The organism is Cellulomonas sp. P4_H4 (assembly GCF_056400865.1).
In genome coordinates this window covers 525,244-543,713 of record NZ_JBFUKL010000002.1, presented here as the reverse complement: position 1 = coordinate 543,713, position 18,470 = coordinate 525,244, and the positions used below count along the sequence as shown (strand labels likewise).

At 71.4% G+C, this 18,470-nt stretch carries 13 protein-coding genes; 3 read left to right on the top strand and 10 right to left on the bottom strand.

Annotation, left to right across the window (positions count from 1 at the left end):
- The first annotated feature begins 315 nt into the window (after positions 1 to 315).
- From AC1DPN_RS08745 to AC1DPN_RS08735, 3 genes are all read left to right on the top strand, one after another.
- The gene (locus AC1DPN_RS08745) at positions 316 to 3,783 is read left to right on the top strand and encodes a PKD domain-containing protein (RefSeq protein WP_477084343.1); all 3,468 of its coding nucleotides are present in this window, start codon (positions 316 to 318) and stop codon (positions 3,781 to 3,783) included.
- 229 nt (positions 3,784 to 4,012) lie between these two features.
- Complete coding sequence (locus tag AC1DPN_RS08740) at positions 4,013 to 5,086, top strand: polysaccharide pyruvyl transferase family protein (RefSeq protein ID WP_477084342.1); 1,074 nt, start codon at positions 4,013 to 4,015, stop codon at positions 5,084 to 5,086.
- Positions 5,087 to 5,132: 46 nt separating this feature from the next.
- On the top strand, positions 5,133 to 7,199 hold the full coding sequence (locus tag AC1DPN_RS08735) for an acyltransferase family protein (RefSeq protein WP_477084341.1): 2,067 nt from the start codon (positions 5,133 to 5,135) through the stop codon (positions 7,197 to 7,199).
- A gap of 388 nt (positions 7,200 to 7,587) precedes the next feature.
- Here the strand turns inward: AC1DPN_RS08735 and AC1DPN_RS08730 are convergent, their stop codons facing one another.
- The 10 genes from AC1DPN_RS08730 to AC1DPN_RS08685 form a co-directional block, all read right to left on the bottom strand.
- Positions 7,588 to 9,117 carry a sugar transferase gene (locus AC1DPN_RS08730; RefSeq protein WP_477084340.1) on the bottom strand — a complete coding sequence of 510 codons (1,530 nt, stop codon included), beginning with the start codon at positions 9,115 to 9,117 and terminating at the stop codon, positions 7,588 to 7,590.
- Between the two features lie 145 nt (positions 9,118 to 9,262).
- Positions 9,263 to 9,880, bottom strand: a complete 618-nt coding sequence (gene pth / locus AC1DPN_RS08725) for an aminoacyl-tRNA hydrolase (protein ID WP_477084339.1) — start codon at positions 9,878 to 9,880, stop codon at positions 9,263 to 9,265.
- Positions 9,881 to 9,964: 84 nt separating this feature from the next.
- The gene (locus AC1DPN_RS08720; protein WP_477084338.1) at positions 9,965 to 10,588 is read right to left on the bottom strand and encodes a 50S ribosomal protein L25/general stress protein Ctc; all 624 of its coding nucleotides are present in this window, start codon (positions 10,586 to 10,588) and stop codon (positions 9,965 to 9,967) included.
- A gap of 286 nt (positions 10,589 to 10,874) precedes the next feature.
- Complete coding sequence (locus AC1DPN_RS08715; protein ID WP_477084337.1) at positions 10,875 to 11,543, bottom strand: SIMPL domain-containing protein; 669 nt, start codon at positions 11,541 to 11,543, stop codon at positions 10,875 to 10,877.
- An 8-nt stretch (positions 11,544 to 11,551) separates the two neighbouring features.
- Complete coding sequence (locus AC1DPN_RS08710) at positions 11,552 to 12,535, bottom strand: ribose-phosphate diphosphokinase (protein WP_477084336.1); 984 nt, start codon at positions 12,533 to 12,535, stop codon at positions 11,552 to 11,554.
- On the bottom strand, positions 12,532 to 14,133 hold the full coding sequence (gene glmU / locus AC1DPN_RS08705) for a bifunctional UDP-N-acetylglucosamine diphosphorylase/glucosamine-1-phosphate N-acetyltransferase GlmU (RefSeq protein WP_477084335.1): 1,602 nt from the start codon (positions 14,131 to 14,133) through the stop codon (positions 12,532 to 12,534). The genes AC1DPN_RS08710 and glmU overlap by 4 nt, the downstream gene beginning before the upstream one ends.
- 101 nt (positions 14,134 to 14,234) lie before the next feature.
- Positions 14,235 to 15,917 (bottom strand): SulP family inorganic anion transporter, encoded by a 1,683-nt coding sequence (locus AC1DPN_RS08700; RefSeq protein WP_477084334.1) that lies wholly within the window; start codon positions 15,915 to 15,917, stop codon positions 14,235 to 14,237.
- A 109-nt stretch (positions 15,918 to 16,026) separates the two neighbouring features.
- Positions 16,027 to 16,239 (bottom strand): hypothetical protein, encoded by a 213-nt coding sequence (locus AC1DPN_RS08695; RefSeq protein WP_477084333.1) that lies wholly within the window; start codon positions 16,237 to 16,239, stop codon positions 16,027 to 16,029.
- Positions 16,236 to 18,131: a ferrous iron transporter B gene (gene feoB / locus AC1DPN_RS08690; RefSeq protein WP_477084332.1), complete on the bottom strand. Its 1,896-nt coding sequence runs from the start codon at positions 18,129 to 18,131 to the stop codon at positions 16,236 to 16,238. Before feoB ends, AC1DPN_RS08695 begins: the two co-directional genes overlap by 4 nt.
- Positions 18,128 to 18,352: a FeoA domain-containing protein gene (locus tag AC1DPN_RS08685; protein WP_477084331.1), complete on the bottom strand. Its 225-nt coding sequence runs from the start codon at positions 18,350 to 18,352 to the stop codon at positions 18,128 to 18,130. Before AC1DPN_RS08685 ends, feoB begins: the two co-directional genes overlap by 4 nt.
- Between the last annotated feature and the right edge of the window lie 118 nt (positions 18,353 to 18,470).

The following is an 18,470-nucleotide window of genomic DNA, read 5'->3' as shown; positions in this document are numbered from 1 at the left end:
TCCTGCCGCGTGCTTGTCAGCAGCCGGCGCGTCCGATTTGTCACCAGTTCACCTGGAGGCTAGTCGCCGATCCGCCGGCCAGAGCCGTGGGAGGCGGTTTTCACCCGACAAAGTCACCCAGATCACTTTCTCGGAAATTCGGCGCCTGACCTGCGGCTCTGCGGGGCGGCGGGGGGTTCGTCCGACTGGTCCCCAAATCTGTCGCACAAGTTCCCTTCGCAATCGGGACAACCAGCCGATGGGGACGACAGAACCACCCAAGAGGCGACGAGTTCGCCCAAGTCCCCCGATGTCCCCCACTCACGGAGCTTCCACATGTCTCGAACCTTCCGCAGATCGCTGACGAGCACGCTCGTGTCAGCCGTCGCTGTCGGAGCCGTCGTCCTCGCACCGATGTGCGCGACCGCAGCCACGCAGCCGCCGGTCGTCTACCACGACGAGTGGCCGCAGGTGGCGGCAGACGCCTTCACCCGGACGACGACGGCAGGCTGGGGCTCGGCAGACGCGGGAGGCACGTGGACGCACGCAGGGCTGGCGACCAACTACCGGGCCAACGGCACGGCCGGCACGATCACGGTGCAGAAGGCGGGCTCGACGCTCTACTCCTACCTGGACGGCGTCGCCTCGACCGACACCGACGTCACCGTCGCGATCTCCGCGGACAAGCTCCAGACCGGCTCCGGCAGCTACCTGTCCGTCGTCGGCCGCCGCGTCGGCACGGTCGACCTGGGCACGAAGCTCCGCCTCAAGAGCGACTCGACCGTCACCGTCTCGCTGCTCGACGGTGCCACGAGCACCGGCCTTGTGACGATCCCGGGCACGTTCGGCGTCGGCACCAAGCTGATGGTCCGCACGCAGGTCACCGGCACCTCCCCGACGACGCTGCGCAGCAAGGCCTGGATCGCGGGAACACCCGAGCCGACCACGTGGACCCTCGAGGGCACGAGCGCCGCGGCCGGCACGCAGGCCGGCACCGTGGGCGTCTCCGCGTACCTGACCGGCACGGTCACCAACGCGCCGATCACCTACACGTTCGACGACTTCGCGGTCACGACGACCAAGCCGGTGCAGGTCGGCAACTTCGTCCCGACCGGCCAATTCACCGCCGCGGTCACCGATCTGTCGGCCGCGCTCGACGCCAGCGCGTCGAGCGACCTCGACGGCACGGTCGTGTCGTACGCCTGGACGTTCGGCGACGGCGCGACGGGCACCGGGGCGAAGGCCTCGCACTCCTACACGACGGCCGGGACCAAGGACGTGGCGCTCACCGTCACGGACGACGAGGGCGCGTCGAGCACGACGACGTCCAAGGTCGTCGTCACCGAGCCCAACAAGGCCCCGACCGCCGCGATCGTCGCGGCCACGACCGACCTCAAGGCCGTCCTGGACGGCACGACGTCGGTCGACTCCGACGGTACCGTGGCGTCCTACGCCTGGACCTTCGGCGACGGCACCACCGGGACCGGCTCGAAGCCGACGCACACCTACGCCAAGGCCGGCACCTACACGGTCGGCCTGACGGTCACCGACGACGACGGCGCCACGGCGTCGGCGAGCTCCAGCGTCACGGTCAAGGAGCCCAACAAGGCACCGACCGCCGCGATCGTCGCGGCCACGACCGACCTCAAGGCCGTCCTGGACGGCACGACGTCGGTCGACTCCGACGGCACCGTGGCGTCCTACGCCTGGATCTTCGGCGACGGCACCACCGGCACCGGCTCGAAGCCGACGCACTACTACGCCAAGGCCGGCACCTACACGGTCGGCCTGACGGTCACCGACAACGAGGGCGCCACCGCATCGGCGAGCACCTCGGTCACCGTCAAGGAGCCCAACCAGGCACCGACGGCCCGGTTCACGTCCAGCGCGAACGGCCTCGCGATCGCGGTCGACGGCTCCACCTCGACCGACACCGACGGCAACGTGGCGTCGTACGCCTGGACTTTCAGCGACGGCAGCATCGGGACAGGGGCTACCGCCGGACACAACTATACGGCGGCCGGTACCTACACTGTCGGCCTCACCGTCACCGACAACGAGGGCGCGACGCACGCGACCACCGCGGCCGTGACCGTCCGAGTGCCCAACAAGGTGCCCACTGCAGCAATGACTCCGACGATGAACGCCCTGACCGGCGCGTTCGACGCAGCCGCGTCGAGCGACCCCGACGGCTCGCTCGCGTCTTACACCTGGACGTTCGGCGACGGCAGCGCAGGGGCGGGCGTCTCAACGACCCACACCTATGCGACGTCCGGCACCTACACCGTGACCCTGATCGTCACGGACAACGAAGGCGCCACGGGCCGCTTCGTTGGCACCGTCGTCGCGACCGCACCAGCACCGCAGTTCGCCACAGTCGCCAGCGACACCTTCGCCGCGTCTCGGACCAACGGCTGGGGCGCCGCAACCAAGGGCGGCACCTGGACGCACGCCGGGCTCATTGGGAACTACTCGACGTCGGGCGGCGTCGGCCGTCAGGTCGTCACGACTGCGGGCTCGACCCGCAGCAGCGAGCTGCTCGCAGTCGCGACGACGGACGCCGACCTGCGCGTCACCGTCGCCGTCGACAAGGCCCAGTCCGGGTCCGGCACCCAGCTCGCGTTCTGGGGTCGCAAGGTGGGCAACTACTCCTACGGCGCGCGCATCAAGCTCACGTCCGACGGGCTCGCCACGCTCAGCGCGATGGACAATTCGACCGCGCTGAGCTCGGCTAGCCTCGGCGCCTACACGCCCGGCAGCAAGCTGAACGTCCGGGTCCAGGTGACCGGTGTCAGCCCGACCACCGTCCGCGCCAAGTCCTGGGCGGTTGGCAAGGCGGAGCCGACCACTTGGCAGGTCACAGGCTCGAGCTCCACCGTCGGTCTGCAGAGCTCGGGCTCGGTCGGCGTCAGCGCCTACGTCGCCGCCTCCGTGACGGCGATCCCCGTCACTGTCTCGTACAGCGACTTTGCGGTGGTCTCCAACGGGTCCTCGGCGACCGAGGTCGTCGCACCCAAGCCGACGCCCGCCGGGATGCCAGGGCCGGACACCACCGGCGTGCCCACCAGCGCGGTGATCAGCAAGGTCGTCGAGGGCAACGTCACGGTCGATAAGGACGGCACGGTCATCGACGGCTGGGACATCCGCGGCTACGTGCTGATCAAGGCGAAGGACGTCGTGATCCGCAACTCCTACATCCGCGGTGCATCGGTGCCCGAGGTCAACGACCTCGTCAGGGTGCAGAACATCGCGTACTCGGTGACGATCGAGGATTCGACCCTCGTCGCCCAAACCAAGAGCGCGAACGTCGACGGGGTCAAGGGCTGGAACTTCACACTGCGGCGCGTCGAGATCGCCAACGTCATCGACACCGTACACATCCACGGCCCGAACGTGCTGGTGGAGGACTCCTGGCTGCACGACAACGCGCACTACGAAAGCGACCCAAACTGGGGCGGCGGACCTAGCCACAGCGACTCGGTGCAGATCCAGGCCGGCTCGAACATCACGGTCCGCCACTCGACGATCACCGGATCGCACAACGCCGCCTTTATGGTGACGCAGGGCTCGGGCGCCGTCTCGAACCTCGCCATCACGGGCAACTACCTGGACGACGGTGCGTGCACGATCAACGTCTCGACGGCGGCGGTCGGCTCGCCGACCGGGATGTCCGTGGCGAACAACGTGTTCGGCCGGGGGATGCAGTTCGCCGGCTGCGCCGTGCGCACCCCGCAGGACTACACCCTCGACCTGCGCAACAACACCTACGAGGACGGGGCGGTCGTCACCCGCAGCTACAGCTGACCTGTGCGACGTCCTGCCACCTTGCAGGGTGAGGCGCCTGTCCCGAGTCGATCGGGGCGGGCGCCTCGCGCATCGTCAAGGGTTCCGTGGCGCCCCGCGCCGAACGGCTGACAAGCACCCTGGAAACGAAGTTCACCCGAGCGCGCCAACAAGGCTTCGTACCCCTTTGGGTAGATTCGTCCACTCGAGGCGGCAGCGTCTGTGCCGCGGTCACTTCGAAAGGGAACTGGTGCGCGCACTCGTCCTGTGGGCCGACGACCGATCGCCGAACCTGGGCGTCCGTGCGCTCGCACACGGCTCCGCGGCGCTCGTGCGTCGCGCGTTCCCGGAGGCCGAGGTGGACCTGCAAAACTTCGGGCGCGGAGCCGCCCCCGTCCCGATAGGCGGCTGGCGTCCGCTGGTGCGCGAGCACATTACGGGCCGGCACGGCCTGCGCGAGTGGCTCACGACGTACGACCTGGTCGTCGACACCCGCTCCGGCGACAGCTTCGCCGACATCTATGGGCTGCAGCGCCTGACGGCGATGACCGCCCTATCGGACCTCGCCGTGCGCGCCAAGGTGCCGGTCGTTCTCGGTCCGCAGACCATCGGCCCCTTCGGCACGCGGCGCGGTCGGGCGATCGCGAAGCACGTCCTACGTCGGGCGACGACCGTCATGGCCCGCGATCACCTGAGCGCCGAAGGCGCGCGAGCCCTCGGCCGCGAGGCAGACGTGCTCACCACCGACGTGGTCTTCGCCCTCCCGGTGCCCGAGGTCGAGCGGTCCCGCGACGTCTTGCTCAACGTCTCCGGCCTGCTCTGGAACCCCGGACCGCACGTCGACGCCAGCAGCTACCGCGAGATGGTCGGGAGGCTCTGCGACGCATTGACCGCGGCGGGTCGTCACGTCACCCTGCTCGCGCACGTCCTCGCGTCCAAGTCGTCCGACGACGACGTCCCGGTCGTGACCGAGCTCGCAGACCGACGCGGCGACGTGGAGCTAATCGTGCCGACGGACCTCGCGGATGTGCGCAAGGCCGTCGCGTCAGCCCAGCTGGTCATCGGCTCGCGCATGCACGCCTGCCTCAACGCGCTCTCCGTCGGCACGCCCGCCATCCCGCTGGCGTACTCCCGCAAGTTCGCCCCCCTGCTCGACGACCTGGGCTGGGCGGCGACGATCGACCTGCGCACCGCGACGGACCCGGTCTCCGACGTGCTCCGCCTCAGCGACGACGCGACACTGCTCACGCGGGCCGGTGACGTCCGCGAGCGGGCCCAGGCGGCGCTCGGCCCGGCCGAGTCGACCCTGCGCAAGCTCGGGTGACACGGGTGATGGGCGAGGCACGCCCCGAGGTCACGGGAGGCCACCCATGACCGTCTCCACGAGCCCGTCCACGCTTCGCGCTCCCGAGGTCACTCGCGCGATCCACCCGGAGATCCAGGCGCTGCGCGCAGGGGCCGTGCTGCTCGTGCTCGCGTTCCACGTTGCGCCCAACGGGCTTCCCGGCGGGTTCATCGGGGTCGACGTCTTCTTCGTGATCTCGGGATTCCTGATCACCGCGCACATTGCGAAGCCTCTGCGACGCGGCACGTTCTCGTTCGGGGGCTTCTACGCGCGCCGCGCGGTCCGGCTGCTTCCCGCCTCGATGCTCGTCCTGCTGTTCACGCTGGTGGCGACCTGGTTCGTGGTCCCGAGGACGCTCTGGCCGACGTTCACCGAGCAGATCGCCGCGAGCGCTGTCTACGTCGAGAACTGGGTGCTCGGTGCCAACGCAACGAACTACTCGGCTCCAGCCGCCGGGGTGAGCCCCGTGCAGCACTTCTGGTCGCTGTCCGCGGAGGAGCAGTTCTACCTGGCCTGGCCTGCGTTGCTTGTGCTCGCGCAGGTCATCGCCATGCGCTGGCACAGGTGGCGCCGAGCCTTCCTCGCCGTGCTCCTGCCCCTCGCCGTGGCGTCCCTCGCATGGTCGATCTACGCCACCGGGCACGAGCCGGCCCCCGCGTACTTCGCGACGACAACCCGGGCTTGGGAGTTCGCCGCGGGCGGCATCCTGTGGCTCGTCGTCCACCGGCTCGTGACGCTGCCGAGTTCGCTGCGCGCCGCGGCGAGCTGGGTCGGCGTGGCGTTGATCGGCTTCGCCGCCTTCACGTTCGACGCCGCCACCCCGTTCCCGAGCTGGCGAGCCGCCGTGCCCGTCGTCGGGACCTGCCTGATCCTCGCCGCCGGACTTCCCCGCGAGCGGTGGAGCCCGTCGGGGTTGATGGCTTTGTCGCCGGTGCAGGCGACCGGCGACATGTCCTATTCGCTGTACCTGTGGCACTGGCCCCTGATCGTGCTGCTGCCCTACGCGGCCGGCTCTGCCCCCGGTCTCGCGTGGCGCGTGGTCGCGGTCGCGCTCGCGTTCCCCCTGGCGTACCTGACCCGGCGCTTCGTCGAGGTCCCCGTCCTGGCGCACTACAAGCCGACGGGCGGGTCCTTCTGGCGCCGCAAGTCGACCGTGGCCCTGCTCGTCGTGACGGGCATGCTCCTCGTGTGCCTGCCGGCCCTCGCCATGAAGCAGCAGGTCGTCGAGGAGAAGGCCGACGCGGAGGCGTCGCTCGAGGCCGTGCTGGCCGACCCCGGTGCGTGCTTCGGCGCCGCCGCGCTCGAGCCCGGTGCCGCGTGCGACACCAGCGCCTCAGGGCCGATCCAGCCCGACCCCGTCATCGCCGAGGGCGACGACTTCGGCGTGCAGAACCCGGGCTGCCAGATCCGCGGCCTGACGACGACCCCCCAGACCTGCACGTTCGGCACGCCGGGCGGCACGCCGGTCGCGCTCGTCGGCGACTCGCACGCCGCGCAGTGGACCCCGGCGCTGGCCGCGCTGGCGACGCAGCGCGGCTGGGAGCTCACCACCTACCTCCGGTCCGGCTGCCCGCTGTCCGCCACCCCGCCCGCGGGGACCGGCGCCACCAAGGCGGCGTGCGCCACCTGGCAGGGGAACGTCGTCGACGAGCTCGCGAGCCACGACTACACCTACGTCTTCACCTCGGCCATGTCGAGCACCGACTACCGCGACGACGCGACCCAGGGCTTCGTCGACGCCTGGAGCCGTTTCGCGGCCGACGACAAGCGCGTCGTCGTGATCCGCGACAACCCGGACCCGACCGCCTCCGGTGTCGAGGCCGTACCGGTGTGCGTCGCCGAGAGCGGCCCGGACGCCTGCTCGGTGCCCGAGAGCACGAGTCTGCTGCCCGACCCGCTGGTCGCCGCCGCCGAGCAGTCGCCCTTCGCCGAGGTCGTGGACCTCACGCCGTACTTCTGCCAGGACGGCACGTGCCCCGCAGTCGTCGGCGGCGTCCTCGTCTACCACCTCGACCAGCACCTCACGATGACCTACATGACGACGCTCGAGCCCATGCTCGACGACGCAGTCAGCGCCCTGCCGGCGAGCTGACCCAGCCCGACCCGCACCGGGCCACGGTGCCGCGCCACGCTGCCCGACACTCGGCAGATGCGCGTGGCGAGCCGCTCGTTGATCTGGTCCGGCCCGCCGCCGCCGGCGTGATGTGTGCACTGGTCGTCCGACGCCGACCCGGCGCCGAGCTGGCACAGATCCTGGCCACGGACCGCGAGTGGGAGCGCACCGAGAAGCCGACCCTGCTCGCGTTCGGCGACGAGGTCTGGGACTGGGGCTGCAGCGACCTCTATTACTGCCCGCTGAGCACGGAGGTCGAGTGCCCACGGCGCAGCGGGTTCGGGACGTGCTGCGCGGCACCGAAGGACCGTCTCCCCGTACGACGTTTCTGCCCGAGGCGCCGTGGCGCGGGCCGTGGCGCCAGAGGTCAGTACGCGCCGGAACCGGTGACGACCGCGCGACCGGTCTTCCAGAGGATCAGCAGGTCCATGGTCACGGACCAGTTGTCCACGTAGCGCAGGTCGAGGCGGACGGACTCGTCCCAGTCGAGGTCCGAGCGGCCGCTGACCTGCCACAGGCCCGTGAGGCCGGGCTTGACCCGCAGGCGCCGGTGCACCTCGTCCTCGTACTCGCGGACCTCGGACTCCAGCGGCGGGCGGGGGCCGACGAGCGACATGTCCCCGCGGACGACGTTCCAGAGCTGCGGGAGCTCGTCGAGCGAGTACTTGCGCAGGAAGCGCCCCACCGGGGTGACCCGCGGGTCGCTGCGCATCTTGAAGAGCAGGCCTGCACCCTCGTCCTCGGCAAGCAGCTCACCGCGGCGGGCGTCGGCGTCCATGAACATGGTGCGCAGCTTGAACATCGTGAACTTCTTGCCGTCGACGCCGATGCGCGTCTGGCGGAAGAACGCGGGACCGCGCGACGTCGTCCGGATGGCCAGCGCCGCGAGCCCGAGGAACGGGAGGACGACGACGAGGCCGATGCTCGCGAGCGTGACGTCGATGACCGACTTGGCGACGAGCCGACGCCGCGGGGAGTCGACCTCGACCTCGAGCAGCGACAGTCCCGCGGTCGGGCGGACTGTCAGACGCGGTCCGGCGACCTCGATGATGTCGGGGGCGACAACCATCTGCGCACCGGCCCGGCCGAGGGCCCAGGAGAGCCTGCGCAGCGCGCTGCCGCTCAGCGTCGATCCGGTGACGATGACGACCTCGGCGGCGCGGTCCGCGACCACCTGCACGACGTCTGCGGTGCCACCGACGACGGGGACGCCGTCGAGAGCGACCGGTCCGTCGAGGGACGGGAGGCACACGCCGTCCACGCGGTAGCCGTGGTGCGGCGCAGCGGTCAGGTCAGAGATCAGGTGGCGGGCCGACTCGGCATCGCCCAGGACGATCGTGCTCCGCATCGCCACGCCCTCGCGACGACCGTGGTGCAGGCGACGACGGTGCAGGTGGCGGGCCAGGCAGGCGAGCGCGGCGACGACGGGCACACCCACGACGACCAGCAGGCGCGGCACCGCGATCTCGAGCAGGAAGCCCATGGCCATGAGCACGGCGGCCATCAGTGCAGCGGAGCGAAGGACGGCCTGGAACTCCCGCGGGCCGTCTCCCAGGATCTCCTGGCGGTATCCCTGCGACGCCGCGATGCCACCCACGAACGCAGCCGTGCCGGCCACCGAGAGGAGCAGCGCGGGGACGAGCGCGAACGACGGCGTCAGGATCGCCATCGCGACGCCGAAGGCGACCGCGGTGTCGATCGCGCCGCTGACCGCGGCATATCGGTGACCGACGGAGCGCCACGACAGCGCGCGCAGCGTCGCGTCGGCGTTCAACGGGGTCCGGCGGAGCTCGAACGGCTGGCGGGAGGCCCAGGAGCGGCGCGGCTCGACGGCGTCGGAACGGCGTTCGAAGGAGTCGCCCGACCACTCGACGCCACGATCGGCGGTCAGAGTCATGGTTCCTCCGGAAGTCGGACACGGGTCAAGGACTTCCCGAAGGCTATAGGTCCCGGTCTGTACCCATCAGTACCTTGTGTCCGATTTCACCCCATTAAGGGCTGTTTCACCCACGGATGAGTGACCTCCAGGCGAACGGCCGGAGTCAGCCCTTGGTGTGGAACCGCAGCTGCGCAGCCTCGAGGCCGTCGACGACGACCGCCTCGACCGCGTCGGCAGCCCGGTCCAGCAGCCACGGGAGCTCCTTGAGCTCGACCTTGGCGAAGTCCCGCAGCACGTAGTCGGCCGCGTCCATCCGACCGGGCGGTCGCCCGACCCCGACCCGGACGCGGACGTAGTCCTTGCTGCCCAGGGCCTTGCTCGTGTCGCGCAGACCGTTGTGGCCGCCCTCACCGCCGCCGCGCTTGAGCCGCACGTCCGCGAACGGGATGTCGAGCTCGTCGTGCACCAGGATCGTCCGCTCGAGCGGCACGTCGTAGTACTTCGCGAGCGCCGACACCGGTCCGCCCGACACGTTCATATAGGTGGTCGGCTTCGCGAGCACGACCCGCGGCCCCGGGACGCCGCCCGGCAGCACGCCCAGGCGCGCCTCGGCGACTGCCGCCTGCGGCCGTCGCGACAGGAGGCCGCTCTTCGAGCCGAACGTGGCGCCGGTGCGTCTGGCCAGCTCGTCCAGGACCATGTGGCCCACGTTGTGCCGGTTGCCGGCGTACTGGGCGCCGGGGTTGCCCAGGCCCACGACCAGCCACGGTCCGTCGGTCATGTCGCCTCCTTCGGGCACGTACAGAGCACGACGCCCGGCACCGTCAGGAACGGTACCGGGCGTCGGACGGTGCTACTGGAAGGCTCAGGCCTCGGCTGCGGCGGCCGCCGCGGCCGACTGCGACGCAGCGATCTCCGACGCGGCAGCCTCGGCGGCCAGGTCGTCGGCGGACGCGTGCGGGACGCTGATGGCGACGACGGTCAGGTCCGGGTCGCTGAGCAGCGTGGAGCCCGCAGGCAGCACGATCTCGCCGGCCGTGACGGAGGAACCGCCGGCCAGGCCCTCGATCGAGACCTCGATCTCGTTGGGCAGGTGCGTGGCCTCGGCCTCGAGCGACAGGGTCTGGGTCTCGACGACGTGGATGGTTCCGGGGGCGGACTCGCCGACGACCGTCACGGGGATGTCGACGGTGACCTTCTCGCCGCGCTTCACGATGAGCAGGTCGACGTGCTCGATGGTGTTCTTGACGACGTCGCGCTGGACGTCCTTCGTGATCGCCAGCGTGGTCTTGCCGTCGAGCTCGATGGCGAACAGGGCGTTGGCCTGCTTGACCGCGAGCATCGTCTGGTGGCCCGGGAGGGCGACGTGCAGCGGGTCCGAGCCGTGCCCGTACAGAACGGCGGGAACCTGGTCGGCACGACGCAGGCGGCGCGCGGCGCCCTTGCCGAACTCGGTGCGGGTGGTGGCGACGAGCTTGATCTCAGACACATGGACTCCCGGAGATACGGCGCCCGCGCAGTGTCGCGGGCGGTTCGACGAAGCTGAGGCGTCGTGCAGCACGACGCGAGACAAGACAGAGGTGGTGGCCTCGACGCGGGACGCAGGACGGGCACGCGGAGGCGGCTCGCCCAGTCGATCACGGAGCTCAGGGGCCGTTCCAGTGGGCGACGCTCAGAATGAGAACTGAGCGCCGATCCGGTCGACCGTCCTTCGTCCCTCGCCGAGGCAACCTGAAGAGCCTACCCGAGAGAGCAGGGTGCTCCCAACCCCCTGGTCAGGTGCGGTCGGCGCCGGGCGGGACCTCGTCGTCGGCCCACGTCCATCGGATGGTCACCGACGCGGCGACCTCGACGACGCCGGACTCGACCGGGACGGACATCACGGCCGAGACGCCACCGCGCGGGCGGAACGCCGGCGACAGCTCGGCCCCGCCCTCCTGGATCCACTGCACCTCACCGAGCCGCCGTCCGGAGAGCCTCGCCCAGTCGTCGCCCCGGGCGACGGCGTCCGCCCAGGCGACCTCGCGCGCGCGAGACTCGGCCTGGGCCGGGTCGCTGACGCCGAACGTGATGCCGTCCATCCGGGCGGACTCGCCTCCGGCGCCGACGGCAGCGCCCACGACTGCGCCCGCCGACGCGACATCGGTGAGCGTGACCCGCAGCCCGAGACGGGCCACGACCCGGGACGACCCGAGCGCGGACCCGTCCGTCCACGTGCTCGACTGGGTGGTCTGCATCGCGCGGTCGTCGACACCCGCCTCGCGCAGCACCGTGCACATCCGGTCGATGCACTGGCCGGCCAGCACGAGGGCTCGCTCGGCATCGGCGGACCGGGCCTCCGCGCCGAGGGACGCGACAGCCACGTCGGGATCGACCTCGACCGAACCGCTGCCGGTCACCGTGACCCCGCCACGCGGTCCCCGGGACCGGTGCTCGTCGCCCATCGGGACCGTCAGGCCTGGCCGTCGAACAGCGACGTGACCGAGCCGTCGTCGAAGACCTCGCGGATCGCGCGTGCGATGAGCGGGGCGATCGACAGGACCGTCAGCTTCGGGAACCGGCGCTCGTCGGCGATCGGCAGCGTGTCGGTGATGACGACCTCGCGTGCGCCACAACCCTGCAGACGCTCGGCGGCCGGCTCGGAGAGCACACCGTGCGTCGCCGCGACGATGACGTCCTTGGCGCCTGCCTCGAGAATCACGCGGACGGCGCCGGCGATCGTGCCCGCCGTGTCGATCAGGTCGTCGACGAGCACGCAGCTGCGGCCCTCGACGTCACCGACGACCCGGTTGGCCACGGTCTTGTTGGCGCTGCGGATGTCGCGCGTCTTGTGGACGAAGGCCAGCGGCCCGCCGCCCAGCTTCGCGGCCCACTGCTCGGCGACGCGGATGCGGCCGGCGTCGGGCGAGACGACCGTGACGTTCGAGGTGTCCACCCGGCTGCGCACGTAGTCCGTGAGGATCGGCATGGCCCACAGGTGGTCGACCGGACCGTCGAAGAAGCCCTGGATCTGCGCGGCGTGCAGGTCGACGCTCATGAGCCGGTCGGCGCCGGCCGTCTTGAACAGGTCCGCCATGAGCCGCGCGGAGATCGGCTCGCGGCCGCGGTGCTTCTTGTCCTGGCGCGCGTACCCGTAGAACGGTGCGACGACGGTGATCGTCTTGGCGGACGCGCGCTTCAGGGCGTCGACCATGAGCAGCTGCTCCATGATCCACGTGTTGATCGGAGAGGCGTGCGACTGGAGGACGAACGTGTCCGCACCTCGCACCGACTCGCCGAACCGCGTGTAGATCTCACCGTTGGCGAACTCGTACGCCGTGGTCGGCAGCAGCTCGATGCCCAGGTGGGTGGCCACGTTGTTGGCCAGGTCGGTGTGCGCGCGTCCGGAGACGAGCACCAGACGCTTCTCACCGTCCGAGGAGATGATCCCGGTCATCGTGCGGAGTCCTTCGCGTCGGTGGGTCGTTCGGAGGGCACAGAGGGCGGCGATGCGGGCGGTGCGGCTGCGGCGGCGCGACCGAGCTCGGCGCGAGCCTGCGGGGAGAGGTCTTCGTCGCGCGGTCGGACGACCGCACGGGCGGACGGGGTTCCGGCACGCGACCGAGCGACCCAGCCCTCGATGTTGCGCTGCGCACCCGCGCTGACGCCCAGCGCCCCGGAGGGCACGTCGCGACGGATGACGCTGCCGGCGCCCGTGTAGGCGCCGTCACCGATCGTGACCGGCGCGACGAACATGTTGTCCGCGCCCGTGCGGGCGTAGGAGCCGATCGTCGTGCGGTGCTTGTTGACGCCGTCGTAGTTGACGGTCACCGAGGCGGCACCGATGTTGGTGTGGTCACCGATCGTCGCGTCCCCCACGTAGGAGAGGTGCGGGACCTTCGAGCCGGTACCGATCTGCGCGTTCTTCGTCTCGACGAAGGTGCCGATCTTGCCCTCGTCGCCGAGGACGGTGCCCGGGCGCAGGTAGGCGAACGGTCCGACGCTCGCGTCCGCGCCGATGACGGCCAGCGTGCCGTGCGTGCGCACGACGCTCGAGCGCGGGCCCACCTCGACGTCGGTCAGGGTGGTGTCAGGGCCGACCGTCGCGCCCTCGCGGACCACGGTCGCACCGTGCAGCTGCGTGCCCGGCAGGAGCGTGACGTCGCGCTCGAGCTCCACGTCGACGTCCACCCAGGTCGTCGCAGGGTCGACCACGGTCACGCCCTCGCGCATCCAGTCCTCGAGGATCCGGCGGTTCATCTCTGCGCGCAGGACGGCCAGCTGGACGCGGTCGTTGACGCCCTCGACCAGGATCGGGTCGTCGGTGCGCAGCGCGCGGACATGACCGCCGTCGGTGCGCGCGATCGCGAGCACGTCGGTCAGGTAGACCTCGCCCTGCGCGTTGTCTCGGCCCAGCCGGCCGAGCGCACCACGCAGCACGTCGGCGTCGAACACGTAGATGCTCGAGTTGATCTCGGTGATCTCACGCTGCTCGTCGGTCGCGTCCTTCTCCTCGACGATGCCGAGCACGTCACCCGTGCCGGGCTCGCGCAGGATGCGGCCGTAGCCCGTCGGGTCGGACACCTCGGTGGTGAGCACCGTGACGACGTTGCCGTCGGCGTGGTGGGCCTCGAGCAGCTCGTGCAGCGTCGCGGCGTCGAGCAGGGGCACGTCGCCCGCGATCACGACGACAGCTCCGGTGACCTGTGCGTGGGTCGCCGAACCGATCGTGCCGTCGCCGGCCGCGCTCGCCTGTGCGTTGGCGTCCAGCCCGGTCATCGCGACCTGGACCGCGCGGCCCGTCCCGGGGGTCTCGTCCTGGTCGGCGAGCAGCGCCTGGGGGTCGGTCTCCCTGACGTGGGCGGCGACGAGCTCGCGCTCGTGCCGGACGACGACGAGCACCCGACCCGGGTCCAGCGCGCGTGCCGTGGCAAGTGCGTGACCGAGCATGCTGCGACCGGCCAGAGTGTGCAGAACCTTGGGAGTCGCCGAGCGCATCCGGGTTCCTTCACCTGCGGCGAGGACGACGACGGCGGCCGGGCGGGGGAAAGTCACCTGGAAGGGCTCCTCGCGGATCTGCCCGAGAGCTCGGGCGGTGGATCTCGTGCGCAACCCGGAGTCTACCGTCGCGCCGGGGCGGGTCCCGCCGCGCCCGTTCACGCTCCGACGGCGCGGTGAGCCTCCACCGCTCGGTGCACGCTGCCGTGGACCCGGTCCGCGCCGAGCCTGTCCAGCACCCCGTCGCGCTCCAGGGTCTCGCGGACCGCAGGCTTGACGCGTGCCAGGCGCACCGTGAGGCCCTGGTCGTCGGCCAGGTCGAGGATGGCGTGCACGACCCCGGCACCCTGGGAGTCCACGATCGCGATCGCACCGCAGTCGATGATGATCGCGCTCAGGCCCGGGTTCTGCGCCGCGACCTCGCGGACCCGGTCCTCGAGCGCGTCGGCGGTCGCGAAGAACAGCCCGCCGTCGATGCGGATGACCGCGAGGTCGGGCTCGGGCACGTCGTCGGGGTACTCGTCGGCCTCCCGGAACACCTGCGTGCCCGGCTCGCGGGCCATCAGCGGCAGCGACGGCCGCGTGGCGACCGAGACGAGCCACAGCAGTGACAGGCCGATCCCGATCAGCACGCCGGCGAGCACCCCGACGACGAGGGTGCTGACGAGCGCCGCGATCGCGATCCAGAAGTCGAACCGGTGCACCCGGTACAGCCTGCGCAGGCCGGCCACGTCCATCATCCCCATGACGACGGCCTCGATGATTATCGCCGCGAGCACCGCGGTCGGCAGGCCAGAGAACAAGGGGGCGAGCAACAGCAGCGTGAGGATGACCATGACGCCGGACGTCAGCGACGCGAGCGGCGACCGCGCGCCCGTGCGGTCGTTCAGCGAGCTCGCCGACAGGCTCGTCGAGACCGGCATGCCCTGGAGCACACCGGCGCCGATGTTGGCGGCGCCCTGCGCGAACGACTCCTGGTTGATGTCGACCCGGTAGCGGTGCCGGGCGGCGAACGTGCGGGCATCGCCCGCCGTCTGCGAGAAGCCGATCATCACGAGCGCGACCGAGGCCAGCACGACCGTCGCGACGTGGTCGACGAGCACGGAGGGATCGGGCACGACGACCGACGGCAGTCCCCTCGGCACGTCGCCGACCAGGGCGACCCCCCGCTCTCCCAGGTCGAGCAACCAGTTCGCGAGCAGCCCGCCGACGACCAGGACGAGGGCGCCTGGGACCTTGGGCGCGACGCGACGCAGGCCGAACACGGTCACGAGCGCGGTCACCCCGACCACCGCGGTCGCCGTGTTCAGCTCACCGAGCGTGCCCAGCCACGAGACGAGCTCCTGCGGAGGCGTGTCGCCGGACGCACTCGTGCCGGTGATCTTCGGCAGCTCGCCGATGACGACGTCGATCGCGGCACCGAACAGGAACCCCGTCACCACCGCGCGCGAGAGGAACTGGGCGATCCAGCCCATCCGCGCGACCGCGAGCAGGACGAACACCAGGCCGGACACGAGCGTGATCCCGGCGACGAAGGTCGCCACGTCGTCGCCCACGATCCCTGCCGCCAGCACCGCGCTCGCGGCGACGGCGGCGAGCCCAGAACTCGGGCCTGTCGAGATCTGCTTGCTGGTGCCGAAGATCGCGTAGAGGATCGCGCCGGCCGCGGCCGCGTAGAGGCCGTTCTGCAACGGGATCCCTGCGATGCCCGCGTAGCCCAGGTTCTTGGGCACGATCAGCGCGGCGACCGCGACACCCGCGGCGACGTCGGCCCGGAGCCAGGAGCGGTCGTAGGTGCGCATCGCGCCGATGATCGGGACGTGGTCGGCCCACCTGCTCATCGTCGGTCCGTCCCCTCGGCAACCAGCGTCGCCCGCGGCGTCTCTGCCACTGCCACCCCCTGATCGTGCTCGGAAAACGCACGCTAGCAGGGACGACGCCGGCCACGACCTAGCGCGCTGAGGGACAGCCCGCGCAGCCCGGCGAACGCTCGCCCGTCCCACAGCCGGAGCAGTCCGTGGAGAACACGACGACGAGGCCCACGGCCCGGGCGTGCTCGAGCGCCGCGGAGACTACGCCGACGGGGAGCTGCAGGCGTTCGGCGACCCGCTCGGGGCGCAGCCCCCGGTCCGTCTCGCGCAGGATCTCCGCCAGCCCGCTCACAGGAGCCTGCCCACCTGGAAGACGAGGACCGCCAGCACCCAGGCCAGTGCGAGCTGAGCGCCCACGGCCGCTCCCGTCCAGCGCCAGCCGTACAGCCGCGCCTGCTCCGCGAGGGTCGCCAGGCACGGGGTGTACGCGAGCACGAAGACCATGAACGCCAGCGCGGCCGGACCGGGTGCCCCCCCGGAGGTTCGCTCGAACGTCGACCGCAGCTCGGCTCCGAGGTCACCGGGGTCCGACCCGTCCGTCGGCTCCGCGACGGCGTAGGTCTGGGCCATCGACCCCACCACGACCTCCTTGGCGACGAATCCCGTCATCAGGGCGGCGGAGGCGTGCCAGTCGGCGAAGCCGGCGGGCCCGAAGGCTGGCGCGACGCTCGCTGCCACGCGCCCGTAGAGGCTGTCCTCCACGGGGACGTCGGCCAGGGCGTGGCCCGGGACCACCGGAACCGCCATGAGGACCCAGACGACCGAGAGCGTCGCGACGATGATCGTGCCCGCCTTCGTGACGAACGCCCGCACCCGTACCCAGGTCGAGGCCGCGATCGCTCGCAGCCGGAGGCGCTGGTAGGCGGGCAGCGCCAGGACGAACGGCTCGCGCTCGACGTCGCGGAACGCGGTGAGCCGGAGCAGGGCGCCGACCCCGACCACGAGCACCGCCGAGCCGACGTACATGGCGAGGACCGCGAGGCCGGCGTCTTGAGGGAAGAACACGGACGCGAGCAGCAGGTACACCGTGAGCCGGGCCGTGCACGAGGTCAGCGGCACGAGAAGTCCGGTCAGGAGACGCTGTCGCGCGTGCGGGAGCACCCGGGTCGCCGCGAGCGCAGGCACGTTGCACCCGAAGCCGACGACGAGCGGGAGCACCGCCCGGCCCTCCAGGCCCAGGGCGCGCATCGCCCGGTCAGCGGCGAAGGCCGCTCGCGCGAGGTAGCCCGAGTCCTCGAGCAGCGCCACCGCGACGAACATCAGCGCCATCAGCGGGACGAAGGACGCGACCGTGGCGACGCCCGCCAGCACGCCGTCGACGAGGAACGAGCTGACCCAGTCCGGGGCCCAGCCGAGGGCGCGGGCCAACGCGGGTCCGAACCAGCCGTTGATCGCCGTGTCGACGGCGCCCATCAGCGGCGCAGCAGCCGAGGTGACCAGCTGGAACAGGGCCCACATCACCGCGAGCAGCACCGGGAGCCCGACCCACGGTCGGAGCAGCACCTCGTCGACGCGGTCGGACCGCGTACGTGTGGCAGGGGTCGCCGGTCGGTCGAGCCCCGCCTGCCGGCTGACGTCCAGGACCCACGCGAAGAGGCTCTCGGCGTCGTGCATCGCCTCGCCGACCACCGCGGGCACGGCCGCCCTCGGCAGCGTGACCAGCGCGGCCCCGACGGCCTCGGCGAGCGCGGGGGCGCCGTCGCCGCTCCTCGGGTCGACACCGACCACGGGCAGGCCGAGGGCCGACGACAACCGGCCCGCGTCGACCTCGATGCCACGCGTTCTGGCGACGTCACGCATCGTCAGCGCGACGAGGGTCGGCATGCCTGCACGGGCGATCTGGCCCACCAGGTACAGCGAACGGGCCACGGCCGTCGCGTCGACGAGCACGATCGCGAGCGTGACGTCGCCGTGCACGGACGTCACGGCGTCGGCGGTCACCTGCTCGTCGGGCGTGCGCGCGAGCAACGAGTACGCGCCGGGCAGGTCGAGCACCCCGACTCCCGCGTCGCGCCAGTCGCCGGACGCGAGCTCGACGGTCGTCCCCGGGGCGTTCACGACGCGCTGCCGGGCACCGGTGATGCGGTTGAACAGCGTCGACTTGCCGACGTTCGGACTGCCCACGAGAGCGACCGTCGCTCGGCTGGTCTGCAGCGTCGGGGTACCCGTGTCGTGGCAGCTCACCGGAGGACCTCGACCCGGATGCCCCCGCAGGTCCGCTGGTCGAGCGCGAACCGCTCGGCGCCGACCGCGACGACCCGTCCCTGGGAGCGGACGTCGTGGGTCACCTCGACCAGGGCACCCGGTCGCAGCCCCAGCTCGCTGAGCCGCAGGCCCGAGCGGACGTCGACGTCGACGTCGACGATGCGGACCATGGCCCGGCGGCTGCAGGTTGCGAGGTCCACCCTTCGCACCCTAGGAGTGAGGGTTGCCTACCCTCAGGGCCAAAGGTCCCGGGTGCGCCACCATCCCGACCTCCCTGCCGGTCTGAACACATGTCCACATCGGTAGCGGGCGGCGCGC

Excerpts from the sequence above, each read along its gene's own strand:
- AC1DPN_RS08745 (WP_477084343.1), top strand. The coding sequence starts at position 316 with ATGTCTCGAACCTTCCGCAGATCGCTGACGAGCACGCTCGTGTCAGCC.
- AC1DPN_RS08735 (WP_477084341.1), top strand. The coding sequence starts at position 5,133 with ATGACCGTCTCCACGAGCCCGTCCACGCTTCGCGCTCCCGAGGTCACT.
- AC1DPN_RS08730 (WP_477084340.1), bottom strand. The coding sequence starts at position 9,117 with ATGACTCTGACCGCCGATCGTGGCGTCGAGTGGTCGGGCGACTCCTTC.
- pth (WP_477084339.1), bottom strand. The coding sequence starts at position 9,880 with ATGACCGACGGACCGTGGCTGGTCGTGGGCCTGGGCAACCCCGGCGCC.
- AC1DPN_RS08715 (WP_477084337.1), bottom strand. The coding sequence starts at position 11,543 with ATGGGCGACGAGCACCGGTCCCGGGGACCGCGTGGCGGGGTCACGGTG.
- AC1DPN_RS08710 (WP_477084336.1), bottom strand. The coding sequence starts at position 12,535 with ATGACCGGGATCATCTCCTCGGACGGTGAGAAGCGTCTGGTGCTCGTC.
- AC1DPN_RS08700 (WP_477084334.1), bottom strand. The coding sequence starts at position 15,917 with ATGAGCAGGTGGGCCGACCACGTCCCGATCATCGGCGCGATGCGCACC.